Source organism: Guptibacillus hwajinpoensis (assembly GCF_005144865.1).
Classification (GTDB): Bacteria; Bacillota; Bacilli; order Bacillales; family Guptibacillaceae; genus Guptibacillus; species Guptibacillus hwajinpoensis_A.
The window spans coordinates 180,246-197,677 of the sequence record NZ_SWFM01000005.1; the positions used below are offsets into that span (position 1 = coordinate 180,246).

Sequence of the window (17,432 nt, forward strand, 5' to 3'; positions counted from 1 at the left end):
AGGTGATTGTCTTCATGATTATAGAGGAAACCGAGAATTATCCATTTGAACTCCTTCTTGAAGCGGATCCTTCTATTTATAAGATTAAAGAATATGTTGAAAAAGGAAAATGCTTTATTGCAGTCGATAAAGAAGTGCTGCAGGGTGTCTATATCTTAGTGGCACACACCCCTAATAAAGCAGAAATAACGAACATTGCTGTCATAGAGGAAGAAAGAGGGAGAGGGCTAGGAAAAAAGCTTATTCAAGATGCTTTACAGCGTGCAAAAAAGTTGGGGATGACTTCAGTAGAAATCGGCACAGGTAACTCGAGCATAGCTCAACTTGCTTTATATCAAAAATGTGGCTTTAGAATATGCGGTATTATCCAGGGTTTCTTTGACGATTATCCTGAGCCAATTGTGGAGGATGGCATTCGCTGCCGAGATATGATTCGTCTAACTTATCAAATTAGCTAAAGTGGAAACTGCCGATCTTTACTCGGCAGTTTTTTGGCCTAAATCAGCAACCTAAGAGAGTGATACAATAGAGGCTAGAACTACTAAAGGAGTGGCTGAGGTGAACCCCAGTGAACTTGCAAAAAAAAGCAGAATGCTAGAAACAATAATTGATAACGCTTACGAATGGCTAGTTGTCGTTAACAAAGACGGTATGATCGATTATATGAATAAAACATATTGTGAATTTCTTGAGGTGGATCGTGAATCGGTAGTAGGAAGACATGTGACAGATGTAATAGAGAATACCCGTATGCATATCGTTGCTAGAAGTGGAAACATGGAGCTTGCTGATTTACAGTACATTCGCGGCAATTATATGATTGCAAATCGAGTTCCCATTTACCAAGATAACGAATTAATAGGAGCGGTAGGAACTGTTATTTTTCGTGATACTGAACAATGGAAACAGATGAATACACATATCAAGGTACTTCTATCTGAGTTAGAATATTATCGAAGTGGTTCCTCGAAAGAAAATGGTGCTAGCTATTCACTTTATGACATTGTGGGAACATCTGAGCCGATACGAAGTCTTAAAGAAAAGGTAAAGCAAGTTGCAAGCGGAAACGTCTCCGTTCTCATTCGTGGAGAAAGCGGAACTGGCAAAGAGTTATTTGCTCATAGCATTCATCAGCTTAGTGAACGTAGCAATCGTCCATTTATTAAGGTAAATTGCGGAGCTATACCTGATCAGTTACTTGAGTCTGAGCTGTTTGGATATGAAGAAGGAGCTTTTACAGGAGCCAAAAAAGGTGGGAAACTCGGGAAGTTTGAGCTAGCGGATAAAGGTACGATATTTCTTGATGAAATTGGTGATATGCCAGCAAATATGCAGGTGAAGCTATTACGTGTATTACAGGATCGAGAGGTAGAGCGAGTCGGTAGCCTGCGAACTAAGAAAGTGGACGTAAGAATTATTGCTGCAACAAATCGCCCTTTAGAGGCAATGGTGGAAGAGCGGAGATTCCGTGAAGATCTATTCTATCGCATTAATGTGATTCAATTATTTATTCCTGCATTAAGGGAGCGGGTGCAAGATGTGAAGCCATTAGCAGAATCATTCGTTAGAAAGATTTCTGCGAAGGCTGGCAAGCGTGTCATCGGTATTGAAGATAACGCAATGCAATTACTTCTTCAACACAATTGGCCAGGAAATGCCCGAGAACTTGAAAATGCTCTTGAAGCATCTGTTCATTTAACCCGAACAGAAACAGTTGATGTTGCTTCTCTTCCAGATTACTTAAAGGAGAACGAAGGGCTTGTTACAGGGTATCGTAAGCTGAAGGATATAGTAGAAAAAGCAGAATGTGAAGCGATACGTAAAACCCTTATCCAATGTGAGAATGATAAACTTGCTGCTGCAAAAATTCTTGGTATTGGAAAAACAAGCTTATACGATAAAATCAATAAGTATGATTTGTTCTAAATTTTTCCGGAAAATCGGAATCCATTCCGATTTTCTGGAATTTCTATTTTAATAGGTTAAGGAATTGAGGAGTAACTTGAGACTTTCATACATATAATGCGTTTATTCCGGAAAACCGGAATTTGATAGCGCGTTTTTTTTGCAGATTAGGTAAACGCTTACATTTTAGTGAACTTTCACTAATTGGCATAGAACTTGCATCTTATGTGAGAGAAGACGAAAAAGGAGTTGTGAATATGAAAAGACAATTTATGAATGGATATGATGCGGTGAAAGATATCGCAGACGGATCAACCATAATGGTTGGTGGATTTGGATTGGTTGGGATACCGGAACAAATGATTTTAGGATTAGTTGAGTCAGGCGTTAAAGGACTAACAGTAATATCTAATAATTGCGGTGTGGATGAGTGGGGACTTGGTCTTCTACTTAAAAATCATCAAATCAATAAAATGATTGGTTCTTACGTAGGTGAAAATAAAGAATTTGAGCGTCAGGTGCTATCAGGTGAGCTTGATGTGGAGTTGACTCCACAAGGAACGCTTGCCGAACGAATTCGCGCAGGTGGTGCAGGCATTCCTGCTTTTTATACACCGGCAGGAGTTGGAACACAAGTCGCAGAGGGGAAAGAAACGAGAATATTTGATGGAAAGGAATATGTGTTAGAAAAAGGATTGAAAGCAGACTATAGCCTAATTAGAGCATTGAAAGCTGATGAGATGGGAAATTTGCTATACAACAAAACGGCGCGTAATTTTAATCCTATGATTGCTGCCGCAGGGAAGGTTACTCTGGCAGAAGTTGAAGAAATAGTACCGACTGGCACGATAGAACCTGACTCTATACACACACCTGGTATTTATGTACAAGGCATACTTGAAGCAATACAAGAAAAACGTATCGAACGAAGAACCGTTCGTGAAGGATAGGGGAGATTTTGAATGAAAGGTATTAAAAGCAATGTCCGAGAACGAATAGCAAGAAGAGCTGAGGAAGAAATTAAAAGCGGTTACTATGTGAATCTAGGTATTGGAATGCCAACACTAGTTGCAAATTACATATCTGAAAACAAAGTGGTCGTACTTCAGTCAGAGAATGGATTGCTTGGAATAGGTGCATATCCAGCCGAAGATGAGGTTGATCCTGACCTTATTAATGCAGGTAAAGAAACGGTAACTGCAATAAAAGGAGCCTCTTATTTTAATAGTGCTGAGTCGTTCGCTATGATTCGAGGCGAGCATATTGACCTTGCCATACTTGGTGGAATGGAAGTATCTGCACAGGGAGATCTAGCTAATTGGATGATTCCCGGTAAAATGATTAAAGGTATGGGCGGAGCAATGGATCTCGTTCATGGAGCCCGAAAAATTACTGTTATTATGGATCATGTAAACAAGAATGGAGCTCCAAAGATTGTAAACAAATGCTCCCTACCATTAACAGGAAAAAATGTTGTGAATCGCATTATTACTGATCGTGCTGTACTAGATGTTACGAAAAAAGGGTTAGTTGTTCGAGAAATAGCAAAAGGATTTACGTTAGAAGAAGTAGAGAATTCAACAGAACCAGATATCATCGTACCATCATCGATTTGTTATGATGCGTATTAATAAGGGGGAAGAATCATGTTAAGTATGATTGGGTTAATCGGTGGGTTACTACTTCTCATCTATCTCACGATGAAAGGTATGAATTTACTTGTTGCAGGACCACTTTGTGCAATCGTAGTAGCTGTATTGAGTGGATTACCACTTTTTCCACAGTTAGTAGAAGAAGGAGCAGCTAACTTCGTTGGTAACTATATGGGAGGCTTCTCAGGGTTTGTTGCAGCATGGTTTCCAATGTTTCTACTCGGTGCAATATTTGGAAAGGTGATGGAGGACAGTGGTGCAGCCGACAGTGTTTCCAAGTGGGTTGTAAAAAAGCTTGGACTCAAACAGGCGGTACTAGCCATTGTACTTGCTTGTGCTATTCTAACTTATGGCGGAGTTAGCCTATTTGTTGTCGCATTCTCTGTTTATCCTATGGCTGTAAGCTTATTTAAACAAGCTGATTTACCCCGACGCTTTATTCCCGCAGCACTTGCATTTGGTTCTGTTACATTTACGATGACCTCTGCAGGATCACCAGAGATTCAGAACTGGATTCCGATTGAATATCTAAATACAAGTCCATATGCCGGCTGGGAAGTGAGCTTAATCGTCGCTCTATTCATGGCTTCGTTCGGATATTGGTGGTTGAAGCGAATGATAACAAAAGCTGTTGTTAAAGGAGAGCGATTTGAAGCGCGTGACGAAGATCCAGAGATTGAGAATCGTCCACTTCCACATCCTTTGCTTGGTCTTGTTCCACTTGTTATCGTTTTAATTATTTCATTTGTTTTCCATGATGACCTAAAACAATCAGCGCTAATAATTGCACTTCTAGGCGGTATTGTAGCGACTTATTTGTTAAACAGGAAATATTTTGCGAACTTTGGAAAAGCCGTTTCTGATGGAACGCTAGGTGCATTAATTGCAATTGGTAATACAGCGGCAGTAGTAGGATTTGGAGGCGTGGCTAAAGCAGTTCCCGCCTTTGAAACAGCTGTTAATTTCATGACTGGTATACCTGGAAGTCCCCTAATTGGAGGTGCTATTGCTGTTAGCGTAATTGCAGGATTAACAGGATCTGCTTCAGGTGGTCAAGTTATTGCTTTACCAATCCTTGCACCTCATTATATTGACGCAGGTGTGAATCCAGAGGCATTGCATCGAACAATAGCGATTTCTTCTGGTGCTCTCGACTCTCTACCTCATAATGGTTATGTTGTTACAACGATTCGAGCTATTTGTGGAGAAACGCATCAGGATGCATATGGCGCTGTAGGGGCATTAACAGTCATTGTTCCTCTTCTAGGACTTGCACTAGCAATCGTATTATTCAGTCTTGGACTTGGAATTTAAAAAGATGGAGGTTGAAGAATGTTGTTAGTTGAGGACAAGGTAATTGTGATTACTGGAGCAGCAAGTGGAATCGGTAAAGAATTAGCGTCTGTTTTTGCGGAGAATGGTGCTCATGTAATTCTAAGCGATTTAGATGAACAGAAAGTAAAGCAGGCAGCATATGCACTGAATGCTAAAGGGGCAAATACGATTGGTATTCGCTGTGATGTTACGAGCGAAAAAGAAGTGGGAGAGTTAGTAAATCAAACGCTCAATCACTATAATCGAATCGACGTATTTATAAATAATGCCGGGCTTCAACATGTTTCAGAAATTGAATCTTTTCCAACCGAGAAATTCGAGCTGTTAACAAAGGTTATGCTTGTTGCACCTTTTATAGCTACCAAACTAGTATTCCCAGTTATGAAAAAACAAAAGTTTGGTAGGGTGATTAACATGGCATCTATCAACGGACTTGTTGGCTTTTCTGGTAAAGCAGCATACAACAGTGCGAAGCATGGTGTAATTGGTCTAACGAAGGTTGCAGCACTTGAAGGAGCAGAGCATGGTATTACTGTAAATGCAGTATGTCCTGGTTATGTTGATACGCCACTAGTGCGTGGTCAACTTGAAGACCTCGCATCAACAAGAGATGTTCCATTAGAAAAGGTACTTGAAGAAGTAATTTATCCGCTTGTACCTCAAAAAAGATTACTATCAGTCCAAGAAATAGCAGATTATACGATGTTTTTAGCAAGTGATAAAGCAAAAGGTGTAACTGGGCAGGCAGTTGTTATAGATGGAGGATATACAGCACAATAAACTTGTAAACGCTTTCCTTTTATTTGTAAAATAGAGAAGAATGGAGGGAGAAATATGAAAGATGTATTTATTCTAGAAGGGGCCAGAACACCATTCGGAACGTTCGGGGGCTCTCTAAAAGATGTTAGTCCAACTGATTTAGGCATAGTGGCAAGTAAGGAAGCATTAAGGAAAAGCGGTGTCGAGGCTTCAGAGATCGACCTCTCAGTGATAGGAAATGTTATTCATTCCACTTCGAATGCATCGTATCTCGCTCGGCATATAGCGCTAGGAGCAGGTGTGCCAATTGAAAGTCCAGCACTGACGGTAAATCGTCTATGTGGCTCCGGTATGCAGTCCCTTATTTCAGCTGCTCAATCCATCATGATGAATGAGGGGAGAACGGCACTTGCAGGTGGGGCTGATAACATGAGTTTATCTCCTTATGCACTTCGAGGTAGTCGCTTTGGAGCAAAAACAGGAGCGCCGAAAATCGACGATATGCTAATGGCAACTTTGACGGATGAGTATACAGGTTTTGGCATGGGAATAACAGGTGAGAATTTAGCTGAAAAATACAACATTTCTCGTGAAGATCAAGATCAATTCGCAGCTGAGAGCCAGCAAAAAGCGGCGCAAGCAAGGGAACAGGGGATTTTTGCTGAAGAGATCGCATCAGTAGAAGTGAATAGTCCTAAAGGTGTTAATCATATTTCGATTGATGAACATATTCGTGAAGGAACAACTGTAGATAAGCTAGCATCATTGAAACCTGCTTTTAGGAAAGATGGAACGGTAACGGGTGGAAATGCAAGTGGTATTAACGATGGCGCAGCAGCCGTTGTGTTAGCAGGAGAAGACTACGTATCATCTAATAGTTGTGCCCCCCTTGCGAGAATCGTCTCATGGGGTATAGCTGGTGTAGATCCTTCTATTATGGGGATTGGGCCGGTTCCTGCCATTAAGAAAGCATTGCAGAAAGCGAATATGACTCTTCAGGAAATGGATCTTATTGAAGTTAACGAAGCGTTCGCAGCTCAGTATTTAGCTGTAGAAAAAGCGCTAGAACTTGATCGCTCAAAAGTGAATGTAAATGGTGGTGCGATTGCATTAGGGCATCCAGTTGGTGCGAGTGGTACACGAGTATTGTACACGTTAATTAAAGAATTGAAGCGACGAAATGGAAAGCATGGAGTAGCCTCTCTATGTATTGGTGGCGGGCAAGGAATTGCCATGGTTGTTGAAGTTCTGTAATTTGTCAGAAAACATTTGCAATTAGTAGTGACTTTAGTATAATAGACTTAACAAGTATCGGAAAGGGGTTGTGCACTATGGTAAATTTCAATAATCATTTATTACTAATTGCATATTGTGCACAGTCCGAATTGGTTCTTTAAGGGAAGTAATCTTTCTTCTGATTAATAAGGATAAAACCATGGACTGTGCACTCCTGTCCATGGTTTTATTACATTTCTAGCATGTTAGTATGCGATCTGTATCGAAAAAGCCGGCTGATCAGTACGGCTATTTTTTATACGGTAAATTACTTATTAATCAGGAGGCTACCAATTGAATTTAATTAATTTAGGTTGGAATTCTTTTCATGACGAAGCGTATCAAGAAATGAAACAAGAAGGTCTTGAGCCAGCAAGAGTTAAACTTGAACACAGAGGTTCTTATGAAGTTTCAACAGAGAAGACCACTTACATGGCGGCGCTCTCAGGAAAAATTAGATTTGAATCAAAATCACGAGACGATTTACCAGCGGTAGGAGACTGGGTGCTCATTGCACCTCAGGAAAATCAACGAGCAGTTATTCATCATTTACTACCCAGAAAAAGTAAATTTTCAAGAAAAGCAGCAGGGAATACAACAGAGGAACAAATTATAGCTGCAAATATTGACACCGTCCTCCTTGTTAATGCATTGAATCAGGATTTTAATCCTGGTCGAATCGAGCGTTATCTTGTTATGGCTTGGGAGAGTGGTGCTAATCCCGTTATTGTTCTAAGTAAGGCAGATCTTGGTAAGAACATAGAAGAAAAAGTTGAAGCATTGGCTGGGATTGCAATAGGTATTCCCGTTCATGTAGTGAGTTCAGCAACTGATACAGGTATTGATGAACTTACATCTTACCTATCAAGCGGAACAACTACTGCTCTACTTGGTTCTTCAGGCGCAGGGAAATCAACACTTATTAATAAGTTATATGGAAGTGATGTTCAGACAGTTCAGGATATAAGAGAGGGAGATGGTAAAGGAAGACACACGACAACGAGTAGGGAACTTATTGTTCTTGAAAGTGGGGGTGTCTTAATTGATACGCCTGGAATGAGGGAATTACAGTTATGGGAAGCAAGCGATCTGTCGCATAGCTTTCATGATATTGAAAGTCTGGCAGAGGAATGTCATTTTCGAGACTGCAAACATAATGGAGAGCCTGGCTGTGCAGTTGAAGCAGCGATACATGATGGAGAACTTGAGCGGAGACGCTTTCAGAATTACCAAAAGTTTCAACGTGAACTCTCTTTTCTTGAAAGACAAACAAATAAAAAAGCCCAACTAGAAGAAAAGAAAAAGTGGAAGAAGCTAGCAGGTGATCGCACAAGACAGCATCGACGATAGGTTTGTTAATTCAGGAAGGAGTCGATCAGATGACAGATCAACGTTCTGTATTAAATGAATACGCTTCTTTAACGGACTGGCTACAAGAAACAGCAATGAAGATGAGTGAGGAAGTATTTTTTAAGGCAATTAAGCCAGGGAAATGGTCTCCTGCTGAAATTATTTCTCATATCAGGGCATGGGATGACTACCTTATGCAAGAAAGAATTCCTTATCTTAGTAGTGAAGCATCCCTTAAAGCTCTTTCTTTCTCAGTAGAAGAAGTAAACAGCAATGCTGCAGTTCATGCGCGGTCTGGCCTTTCTAGAGACGAGCTAATTAATGAAACAATTAATGAAAGACAGAGAGTCGTTAATCACCTTAAACAATTGGAAAGAAAGCAATGGGCTGATACGTTTTATATCGATAAGTTTCCCCTATGTCTCACAAGTTATATTAAAGGATTGATTGAGCATGATGAGCACCATAAACTCCAAATCGAAGTGTTTATGAGTGAACATGGACTTTCGCTATCTCTCAACTCCCAATATTGAGGACCGGATAATGAAAGCATAACCTGGAAAGGCTATACGGTGGAGGTGAGAAGAATGGCAAAACATAAAGCAAACCCTACTACAAATAGCCTGGCTTCATCTCAGCCTGAAGGTCAGGGAACTGGAATTGAAATGGGATTACCTAAGGATTCAGCAAGAAAAAAGAAAAAGAAATAAAGAAAGAAGGCATCGTCACTTTGACGGTGCCTTTGTCATTATCCGATATCATGAATAAATTGCTGCGAATTGCATAATGTGTAATCGATTCAGAACTGCAATGAGACGGCTTGTTCCCTCTAACAGATCTTCTCTTCTAACATACGAAAGAGGGATTTTTATTCTAACTGAATGTTCTTGTCCATATAGAAGTAATAAAACTTTGGCTTCTAATAGTGCATCAAATACTTCCTGCTGATTAAGGGCTGGAGTGAAGTCAAACAAGATTGCTGTCGGGTCGTCTTTATCAAGTATCGTAATGTGATCTTGGAGTGTCTTAAGCTTGTGCAGCACTTCGTTTTTTCGCGTATTAAGTTCTCTACTAACTTTTTCGAAATGGTCATTAATTTCGTCCGAGTTCAAAATGTTCTCTACTAATTCAAGGAGAATGGGTGGAGGACTCAAACTCAACTGTTTTTGAAGGTTTTGCACACGTTCCATGACATTCTCTGGACCTAATATCCAGCCTATACTTATACCAGGTGATATCCCTGTAATATGTCCAATTTGAAGAACTATTTTACGATCTTGTCCAAGTTCATAATAAGAGAGTAGTTTCTCACCCGAAGATTGTGTGAAAAATGGCGCATCATTGATTTCTAGAATTGGGATATTCCCTTTCTCACAATGAGAAAGGAGTTTTTTTCTTTTCTGAATGGCAGATGATGTATAGATTGAATGATCGTAAAGTGAACTTGTGACAACTAACTGTATATTTTCATTCTGGACCAGCTGGTTAGTTAGAGGTCGATCTGTTGAAAACCAGTTTATTTTAATACCTGAAGCAAGCAACATGTTCAAATTGGAATAATTAACTGGTTCTTCCACAGCAATGGTATCTCCTGGACTGAGAAAACATTTCACCGCGATTAGCAATGCATGCTCAAGACTAGATGTAATGACCATATTATCAGGTGTTACTTCTTCATCTAGTAAGTGACAAATCGATTGAGCTACACGTGTAGCAGTAGGAGGGAAAGTCTTTAATCCAGTTGTAAATGGAATCAAGTCATAAGCCGTTCTAGCCAAGCATAGCTCAGGTGCTACAGATCCTGAAAGGAAATTAATAAATGATGGTTCATTCATATAGTTTGTCACTTTACTGAAAACAGAAGAATCCTCAGCTAAATGATGATTTCTTAGTTTACTCCAAGTTATGGAGTAATCAGGTAGAAGGTCTGTTGCGTCTTCGCTAACGCGAGTTCCACTACCCTGTTTAGAAGTTATCAGACCATTGGCACGTAGTTCTGCGTAAGCAGTTGTGACTGTACTACGGTTTACTCCGAGCTGTAAAGCAAGATCGCGTTCAGTAGGTAGCGATGTACCGATTTGTAGAGAACCATTTATAATAGAATTTTCATAGTAATCAACGATTTGTTTGTACAACGGTTTGTTGCTTTCCAGGTTCAGAGTAAGTCTTGCCATTGTCCATCACCTCACTCCCTATTATAGACAAAAAATTCGAAAATTGTGTAAATTATTCAAAAAATTTGCGTTTAATATTCTCTTGAAAATACAGGTTTTAAGCCATTTGGAGGTTGTTTTTGTTGGATCAGACAAATTGGATGGGTCTTTTTGGTTCGATTGGATGGTTACAGAAACTTTTCTGAAATTTACAATAAGTTTAATCATTCAGAAAACTATCGATTATAAGTAGCGGTTTAACTATGGTATACATAGGTTGGGTGAAATGACCTCCCTGTTATAAAACTCACAAAAGGTGCCATAGTTACCAACCATACTTGTAATGGGCAGTTAAAGGTCAATACAAGATTGACCCGAATGGTACAAACAAATAGGGGGTAACACAATGAAGAAAAAGTTTTCACTACTGCTTTCGGTCATCTTGTTGTTAAGCCTTTTCCTTGCTGCGTGTTCAGGAAACTCAAACACATCTAGCAACACGAACAGTGAAGGAGAAGCTGCAAGCGGATCAGATGGTGATAGTTCTAAGGGGTCAGCAGAACAGGTTCTAAATTTAACGGATTCACAAGATATACCTACTATGGATACAACACAAGCGACAGATCAGGTAGCCTTTAATGTTATTAACCAGGTATTTGAAGGTCTGTACAGATTAGATAAAGATAATAAACCAGTTCTTGGTATGGCTGCTGAAGAGCCACAAGTAGAAGAAAAAGACGGCGAAACAGTATACACGTTTAAACTTCGTGAAGATGCTAACTGGTCTGATGGTACACCAGTTACCGCAGGTGATTTCGTTTATTCTTGGCAAAAAATTATTCACCCAGATACAATGGGCGGATACGCGTCAATGATGGGTGCTGCTGGAATCAAAAACGGAAATGAAATCGTAACTGAAGGAGACCCACTTTACGGTAAAGTGGAGGAGCTAGGAGTTAAAGCTGTTGACGATAAGACGTTAGAAATCGTTGTTACTCAACAGGTTCCTTACTTCTTTGATCTTCTTACATTTGCTTCTTTCTATCCACAACCTCAGAAATTTGTTGAAGAGCAGGGTGAAGACTACGCTTTAGAAACTGACACTATGCTTTACAATGGACCATTTACACTAGCTGAATGGAATCATGGAGATGGATGGAAGTTAGCGAAGAATGATGGATATTGGGATGCTGATACTGTTCAGCTTAAAGAAGCTAACTACAAAATTGTTAAAGATGAAGCAACACGTGTGAATCTTTATGAAACTGGAAAGATTGACCGCGCTGGTCTTAGTGCAGACTTTGTCGATCAGTTTAAAGACAGAGAAGATTTCTCTACTGTTCTTGATACATCTATTTTCTTCCTACGTATGAATCAGAAGAACAAAGCGCTAGCGAATAATGATATCCGTAAAGCATTGTTCCTAGCTTATGACAGAGATGGTCTTGTAAATGTATTGCTTAACAATGGATCAGTAGCAGCTCGCTACCTTGTTCCGAAAGATTTCCTAACGCTTGACGGAGAAGATTTCCGTGCTCCAGCTCCAGATGGTTATCTTGCTGATAAAACAGCAGAAGACGCTGCAGATTATTGGAAGAAAGGTCTTGAAGCGCTTGGCACTGATAGTGTAGACCTTGAATTCCTTACAACTGACAGTGATCTTGCTTCAAAAATTGCAGAATATGCTAAAGATCAATTTGAATCCAAACTTGATGGACTTACTATTAAAATCAATAAGCAACCTTGGAAGCAATTCCTTGATCTTGAGGATGCTGGGGACTATGATATTTCAACTGGTGGATGGGGACCAGACTATCCAGATCCAATGACATATGTGTACATGTTTGAAACTGGTGGAGCATACAACCGTATGGACTACTCAAATGAAAAGTATGACAAGTTAGTTTCTGATGCAAAAACAGAATCTGATGAGCAGAAGCGTTGGGAAATGATGCAAGAAGCAGAGCGTCTTCTAATTGAAGAAGATACTGCAATCATCCCTACTTATCAAGCAGGAAGAGCCATTCTTATGCAGGATTATGTGAAGAACTATTACGTTCATAAGTTTGGAGCTGACTCTTCTCTTAAATGGGTAACAATTGAAAAGTAAAACAAGAAAAGCGTGGACCATTTGGTCCGCGCTTTTTTCTATACTTAATTAATTTATGAATATTAGAATTTCGGGAGCTTACGATATTTTGTTTGCTGTTCGTATACATAGGCCAATTTAATGAGTTGTGGTTCACTAAACCCTTTTCCTGTGAACGTAATGCCAAATGGTTTGTTATTTGATGTATAACCTGCTGGCACCGTGATAGAAGGATATCCTGCTTTGGCAGGTAGAGTTGAACCATAGCAGCCAGTAAATAGTAAGGCATCCAAACGCTCAGTTTCCATGATAAAGTCAAGTCCTTCTTCTTTTGCATATTTTAAATCGAAAAGTCTGCTCTGTAGATAGTCTGGATCAGTTAACTGCCCATTCGTTTGGTTTGCTTCTATTAATAGAGATTGACCGTAACGCAAAGCCAGATCTTTATTAGAATCATTGAAACCAATGATTGATTCAAGTGTCATGCTTGTCGAATTTGTTTCTTTAGCAAGGTAGTTATTGATACCGGATTTAAATTCATGAAGAAGGACCTGGTAGTCATTCTCAAGATCTTCCTGACGAGCGCTTATCTCCACAATCTCTACAATCGTACATCCAACGTTCTTAAGTTCATCTAAAGCTCGATTCAGTTCCTGTTGTTCTTCTTGATGCATGTTATCGTAATATCCTTTATTCACGATTCCGACCCTAAATTCTTCAAATAGCGTTTGGAGAAGGAATGGGGTGTAATCATGATAAGAAGGAACATGAGAGGTGGATGGATCTTCTACATCAACCCCAGAGATAACGCCGAGAATGATCGCCGCATCCGTTATGTTACGAGTAATGGGTCCTGCGATATCCTGTGACAGTGAAATAGGAATAATCCCTTTCCTGCTAACCGTTCCTATTGTGGGTTTTATCCCAACGACTGCATTTGAACTAGCCGGGCTTAGTATTGATCCATTTGTTTCAGTGCCAATCGCAGCTGTAGCGAAGTGGCAGGCAACTGCTGCAGCAGAGCCAGAACTCGATCCTCCTACGTCAAGAGTACCTGGTCCATATGGATTAAGAACCTGGCCACCCCTTGAACTATATCCATTGGGCATTGAGTCACTCATGAAGTTTGCCCATTCTGTCATATTCGCTTTACCGAGTATTACTGCTCCTGCCTCACGAAGCTTTTTGACTAGGAAAGCATCCTCCCTACCAAAGGAATGAGATAGGGCTGAAGAACCTGCACTTGTATGCATACTATCTCCAGTATTAATATTGTCTTTTAATAGTATTGGAATGCCATGAAGAAGACCTCTTGATCCAATTTGTTTTCTTTCTCGATCAAGACTCTCTGCTATAAAAAGGGCATCAGGATTTACTTCTAATACAGCGTTAATATGAGGATTGTATTTTGCTATTTGTTCGAGGTAGAAACGAACAAGCTGATTTGATGTGAGTTCCCCTTTAAACATTGCTTGTTGAAGATCTATGATTGTTGATTGTTCAAGCCACTCTATTGTTAACATGATTAGAAACCTCCTGAACCATTTTTGTAACTTATTCTACAAATTATGTCATTTTTCCTTTGTTAGGCTAACAATATGGCGGTAGAGGTTGGCAACTTCAAGAATTAGTTATAATAAGTAATTCAAAAAAAGCCAGAACCTTAGTTAAGGTTCTGGCTTTCAGATTATATTGTTCTGGCTTGCCTAACAAACCAGGGTTTTAATTTAATAAAGAAGGCAATAAAGATCCCTGCTACAATTGCACCTTTAATTAGGTTAAATGGTGTTATACCAGTTAACACAAGTGCCTGGCGAGCTGATGCTGACATTTCTTCAAAGCCCATAAACCAAGTATATGCAGGAAGAATAATGACATAATTCAACAATCCCATCATTGCTGACATCAGAATAGTTCCGAGTGTAAGTCCCAGTGTTAATCCTTTCTGGGTTTGGTTAAACTTACGGAAAATAAGAGATGTTGGTACGATAAAGAATACTCCCGCTATGAAGTTTGCAAGCTGACCGATCGGGACGCCTGTGAAACTTCCTTGAATACCGAAATGAATAAAATTCTTAATCGCTTCAACGAGAATTCCTGCTACTGGCCCATATAGGATGGCCACAAAGAGTGCTGGTATTTCACTGAAATCAATTTGAAGGAAAACAGGAAATCCAGGTAGTGGAAAATCGAGTAACATCAGTAAGTATGAAATACTACTGAACATAGCAACGACGATCATGCGTTGCGTTTTAGATACACTTTTCATTTTGACATTGCTCCCTTTTTTTCGAACCACCGAAAAAGGAGATGTGGCCCCAGTGCACACAAAAAACCATGAGTATGGGGCTCATGGTTGGTTACGGCATGGGGAAATAAGCAAGCACTTTCTTAAAATGAAAGCAACTTACTACTCCACCATCTTCTCCCATCCAGACTATACTGTCGGCTCTGGAATCACACCAGATCCTGCCCAAAATACAGGCTCGCGGGCTTGAGGAATTGCATATCCTTCACCGCCGGTCGGGAATTACACCCTGCCCCGAAGATAGTTCGCTATAATGTTTACATCTTCATTATACAGCGGTAGATGAGATATCTCAATAAAAACATCTTGAAACCAAGCTATTTTGTGATAACGCTTTCTTTTTTGCATTCTAAAAACCTTCTGTTCGTTTGAACAGAAGGTTTTTAGATAGAGCGCTTTCATCCCATCCTTAAGGAGACAGTAAACACCTCAGAACGTGAGTCAATCAAGACGTTTAGGTGGGGGAAACTGCCCCTAAAGGTCCGATTGGTTCAACTAACCATCATAGGGGAGAAAGCCCCCCTCTGATGGAAGTTTCACTTTATCCCACCCTTAAGGGGCAGTAACCTCCCACCTCGGAACGTGAGTGAATCAAGACGTTTAGGTGGGGAAACTGCCCCTAAAGGTCCGATTGGTTCAACTAACCATCATAGGGGAGAAAGCCCCCCTATGATGGAAGTTTCACTTTATTTCTTTTCAGAAAGCCATGTTGCTACTAACTCTGCTTCTTTTCCTTCAATTAAGCCTGCTGGCATTCCGCCACCTTTACCATTCTTAATGATGCCAAGAATTTCGTCTTTGGAATATTTACCGCCAACTGCTTCAAGTGCAGGTCCTGCACCACCACCAAGGTTTTCTCCGTGGCATGAAGCACAATTTTGTGCAAAGATTTGCTCAGCTTCTCCTCCAGCAGAATCACCGCCTTCTTCAGATTGCTCACTGTGGCTACCTTCGCCACCTCCAGCATGTTCTTCGGTTGTGGAAAGCCAGTATGTAAATCCTACAACCAAGACAAGGAACAAAATTGTTGCACTTATATATGCGGATGATTTTCCCATTCTGTTCACCTCCTGTATCCTCATCTTTATCATACTTTTCACACATCCAATTATCAAATACATTTTCGTTCTACCTTTCTGAATGACGAAAGCCTTTCTATGTTTGCTAGTAAAAAAATCTTCTAAATTGAAGATCCTTTTCATAGAAATAGATTAAGAATGAAAGGAATGGTGGGAGGTAATTAGAGATGAAAAGCAACTCAATTAAGTTGTTTAGTGATAGAAGCAGCAGTCAAATTAGGGCATTTTCATTTATTACGATTATTGGACTAGTTATTTTATTTATTCTAGCTGGAATTATTTCATCTTCAGAAACAAAATATCAGCTCTCATCTTCTATGATACATGACTGGATCACAAGTTTTTCTACAGAAGCAATGGTATATGGGATGGGGACTGAAAATCATTATTTGACGCAGGTTTTACCTGAGGAAAGTGAACCGCCAGCTTTGTCCCTTGTTGCCTTCCAATTCATTACGAGCATTAAACCAGGAGATATTAGAAGTTTGGTAGGTGGGGAATTGCCTGGGTTTGCTTTGTATGATGCCAAGATTCATGTCGCTGGTGAAGGAACAAATTTCACGAACCTACCAGTAGAATCAGCACCGCCACTTAATGAGTTATTGAAAGAGCGTGATGTTTCTTCTGATAAACTTCAAATTCAAGATTCTAAGGATCAGGTAACTCCTCCACTTCATACAACGAATGGACGAAAGGTGGCTTTTATTTATCATTCCCACAGCTACGAATCCTATCTTCCGTTACTGGGGTTAGAAGGAGAGAAAAATGCAAATCTAGCTAACGATGGTAAAACGAATATAACGCTAGTAGGGAAGATGCTCGGTGAAGAACTTGAGAACAGAGGAATTGGAACACAGGTAGATGATTCGAACATAGGAGCTCTGTTAAATAAAAAGGGTTGGGAACATGGAAAGGCTTACGATGTATCTAGAACAATCGTTCAATCTGCGATGGGTGGAAATGATGGTTTAGATTTATTTATTGATATTCATCGGGATTCATTAAGGGAGAAAGATACAACGGTGACAATCAACAACAAAGAATACGCGCGTACTGTATTTGTCATAGGCGAAGAAAATCCTAACTATGAGAAAAACTTGGCGTTAGCGAAAGACTTACATGAGGCGTTAAAGAAGGAATACCCTGGACTAAGTAGAGGGGTAATTGGAAAGAAGGGGCAGGGAGTAGATGGAATATACAACCAGGATTTATCTCCTAGCGCGTTGTTAATTGAAATTGGTGGCGTCGATAATAACTTAGAACAACTTAGCAGAACGGTTAAAGCAATTGCAGATGTTATGAGCGAACATTATTGGAGTACTCAAAAAGTTAGTAATTAGCATTTTAAATGGTTTGCTATAAAAGTGGTGGTTGATATCCGCTACAGGGTGCTCGCTTTCCGCGGGGCGGGCGCTGAGCCTCCTCGACACGCTTGGGCGTGCCTGTGTGGTCTCTGCTGTCCCGCTAGTCCCGCAGGAGTCGAGCACCCTTCCGCTCCAATCAGCTAAGTGAGGTTATTTATACAAC

16 protein-coding genes and 1 riboswitch are annotated in these 17,432 nt (G+C 40.1%); of the genes, 12 read left to right on the forward strand and 4 right to left on the reverse strand.

The annotated features are described in order from the left end of the window. Nucleotides 1-14 precede the first annotated feature (14 nt). From FBF83_RS16565 to FBF83_RS16610, 10 genes are all read left to right on the forward strand, one after another. Nucleotides 15-458, forward strand: a complete 444-nt coding sequence (locus tag FBF83_RS16565; RefSeq protein WP_136948255.1) for a GNAT family N-acetyltransferase — start codon at nt 15-17, stop codon at nt 456-458. Nucleotides 459-558: 100 nt separating this feature from the next. Beyond that, the gene (locus FBF83_RS16570; RefSeq protein WP_420875143.1) at nt 559-1,926 is read left to right on the forward strand and encodes a sigma-54 interaction domain-containing protein; all 1,368 of its coding nucleotides are present in this window, start codon (nt 559-561) and stop codon (nt 1,924-1,926) included. 236 nt (nt 1,927-2,162) lie between these two features. Next, complete coding sequence (locus FBF83_RS16575; RefSeq protein WP_136948256.1) at nt 2,163-2,855, forward strand: CoA transferase subunit A; 693 nt, start codon at nt 2,163-2,165, stop codon at nt 2,853-2,855. A 12-nt stretch (nt 2,856-2,867) separates the two neighbouring features. After that, the gene (locus tag FBF83_RS16580; protein WP_136948257.1) at nt 2,868-3,536 is read left to right on the forward strand and encodes a 3-oxoacid CoA-transferase subunit B; all 669 of its coding nucleotides are present in this window, start codon (nt 2,868-2,870) and stop codon (nt 3,534-3,536) included. A gap of 15 nt (nt 3,537-3,551) precedes the next feature. Then, on the forward strand, nt 3,552-4,871 hold the full coding sequence (locus FBF83_RS16585) for a GntP family permease (RefSeq protein WP_136948258.1): 1,320 nt from the start codon (nt 3,552-3,554) through the stop codon (nt 4,869-4,871). 18 nt (nt 4,872-4,889) lie between these two features. Then, nucleotides 4,890-5,672, forward strand: coding sequence for a 3-hydroxybutyrate dehydrogenase (locus FBF83_RS16590; protein ID WP_136948259.1), 783 nt, complete (start codon nt 4,890-4,892; stop codon nt 5,670-5,672). Between the two features lie 54 nt (nt 5,673-5,726). Further along, complete coding sequence (locus FBF83_RS16595) at nt 5,727-6,905, forward strand: thiolase family protein (protein ID WP_136948260.1); 1,179 nt, start codon at nt 5,727-5,729, stop codon at nt 6,903-6,905. Nucleotides 6,906-7,220: 315 nt separating this feature from the next. Next, on the forward strand, nt 7,221-8,276 hold the full coding sequence (gene rsgA / locus FBF83_RS16600) for a ribosome small subunit-dependent GTPase A (RefSeq protein WP_136948261.1): 1,056 nt from the start codon (nt 7,221-7,223) through the stop codon (nt 8,274-8,276). Nucleotides 8,277-8,305: 29 nt separating this feature from the next. Then, complete coding sequence (locus FBF83_RS16605; protein WP_136948262.1) at nt 8,306-8,809, forward strand: DinB family protein; 504 nt, start codon at nt 8,306-8,308, stop codon at nt 8,807-8,809. A gap of 54 nt (nt 8,810-8,863) precedes the next feature. Further along, nucleotides 8,864-8,986, forward strand: coding sequence for a YuzL family protein (locus tag FBF83_RS16610; protein WP_136948263.1), 123 nt, complete (start codon nt 8,864-8,866; stop codon nt 8,984-8,986). Between the two features lie 48 nt (nt 8,987-9,034). Here the strand turns inward: FBF83_RS16610 and FBF83_RS16615 are convergent, their stop codons facing one another. Next, a complete protein-coding gene (locus FBF83_RS16615) occupies nt 9,035-10,450 on the reverse strand; it encodes an aminotransferase class I/II-fold pyridoxal phosphate-dependent enzyme (protein WP_136948264.1) in 1,416 nt (471 codons plus the stop codon). Nucleotides 10,451-10,835: 385 nt separating this feature from the next. On the opposite strand from FBF83_RS16615, the gene FBF83_RS16620 reads away from it, so the two are divergent. Continuing rightward, nucleotides 10,836-12,539, forward strand: coding sequence for a peptide ABC transporter substrate-binding protein (locus tag FBF83_RS16620; RefSeq protein WP_136948265.1), 1,704 nt, complete (start codon nt 10,836-10,838; stop codon nt 12,537-12,539). Nucleotides 12,540-12,601: 62 nt separating this feature from the next. Here the strand turns inward: FBF83_RS16620 and FBF83_RS16625 are convergent, their stop codons facing one another. From FBF83_RS16625 to FBF83_RS16635, 3 genes are all read right to left on the reverse strand, one after another. Further along, nucleotides 12,602-14,041, reverse strand: coding sequence for an amidase family protein (locus tag FBF83_RS16625; protein WP_169525574.1), 1,440 nt, complete (start codon nt 14,039-14,041; stop codon nt 12,602-12,604). 164 nt (nt 14,042-14,205) lie between these two features. Beyond that, a complete protein-coding gene (locus tag FBF83_RS16630; protein ID WP_240688139.1) occupies nt 14,206-14,787 on the reverse strand; it encodes an ECF transporter S component in 582 nt (193 codons plus the stop codon). A gap of 147 nt (nt 14,788-14,934) precedes the next feature. After that, nucleotides 14,935-15,072, reverse strand: a riboswitch (FMN riboswitch). Nucleotides 15,073-15,512: 440 nt separating this feature from the next. After that, a complete protein-coding gene (locus FBF83_RS16635) occupies nt 15,513-15,884 on the reverse strand; it encodes a c-type cytochrome (RefSeq protein ID WP_136948266.1) in 372 nt (123 codons plus the stop codon). 188 nt (nt 15,885-16,072) lie between these two features. On the opposite strand from FBF83_RS16635, the gene spoIIP reads away from it, so the two are divergent. Further along, nucleotides 16,073-17,245: a stage II sporulation protein P gene (gene spoIIP, locus FBF83_RS16640; RefSeq protein WP_136948267.1), complete on the forward strand. Its 1,173-nt coding sequence runs from the start codon at nt 16,073-16,075 to the stop codon at nt 17,243-17,245. The last annotated feature ends 187 nt before the right edge of the window (nt 17,246-17,432 follow it).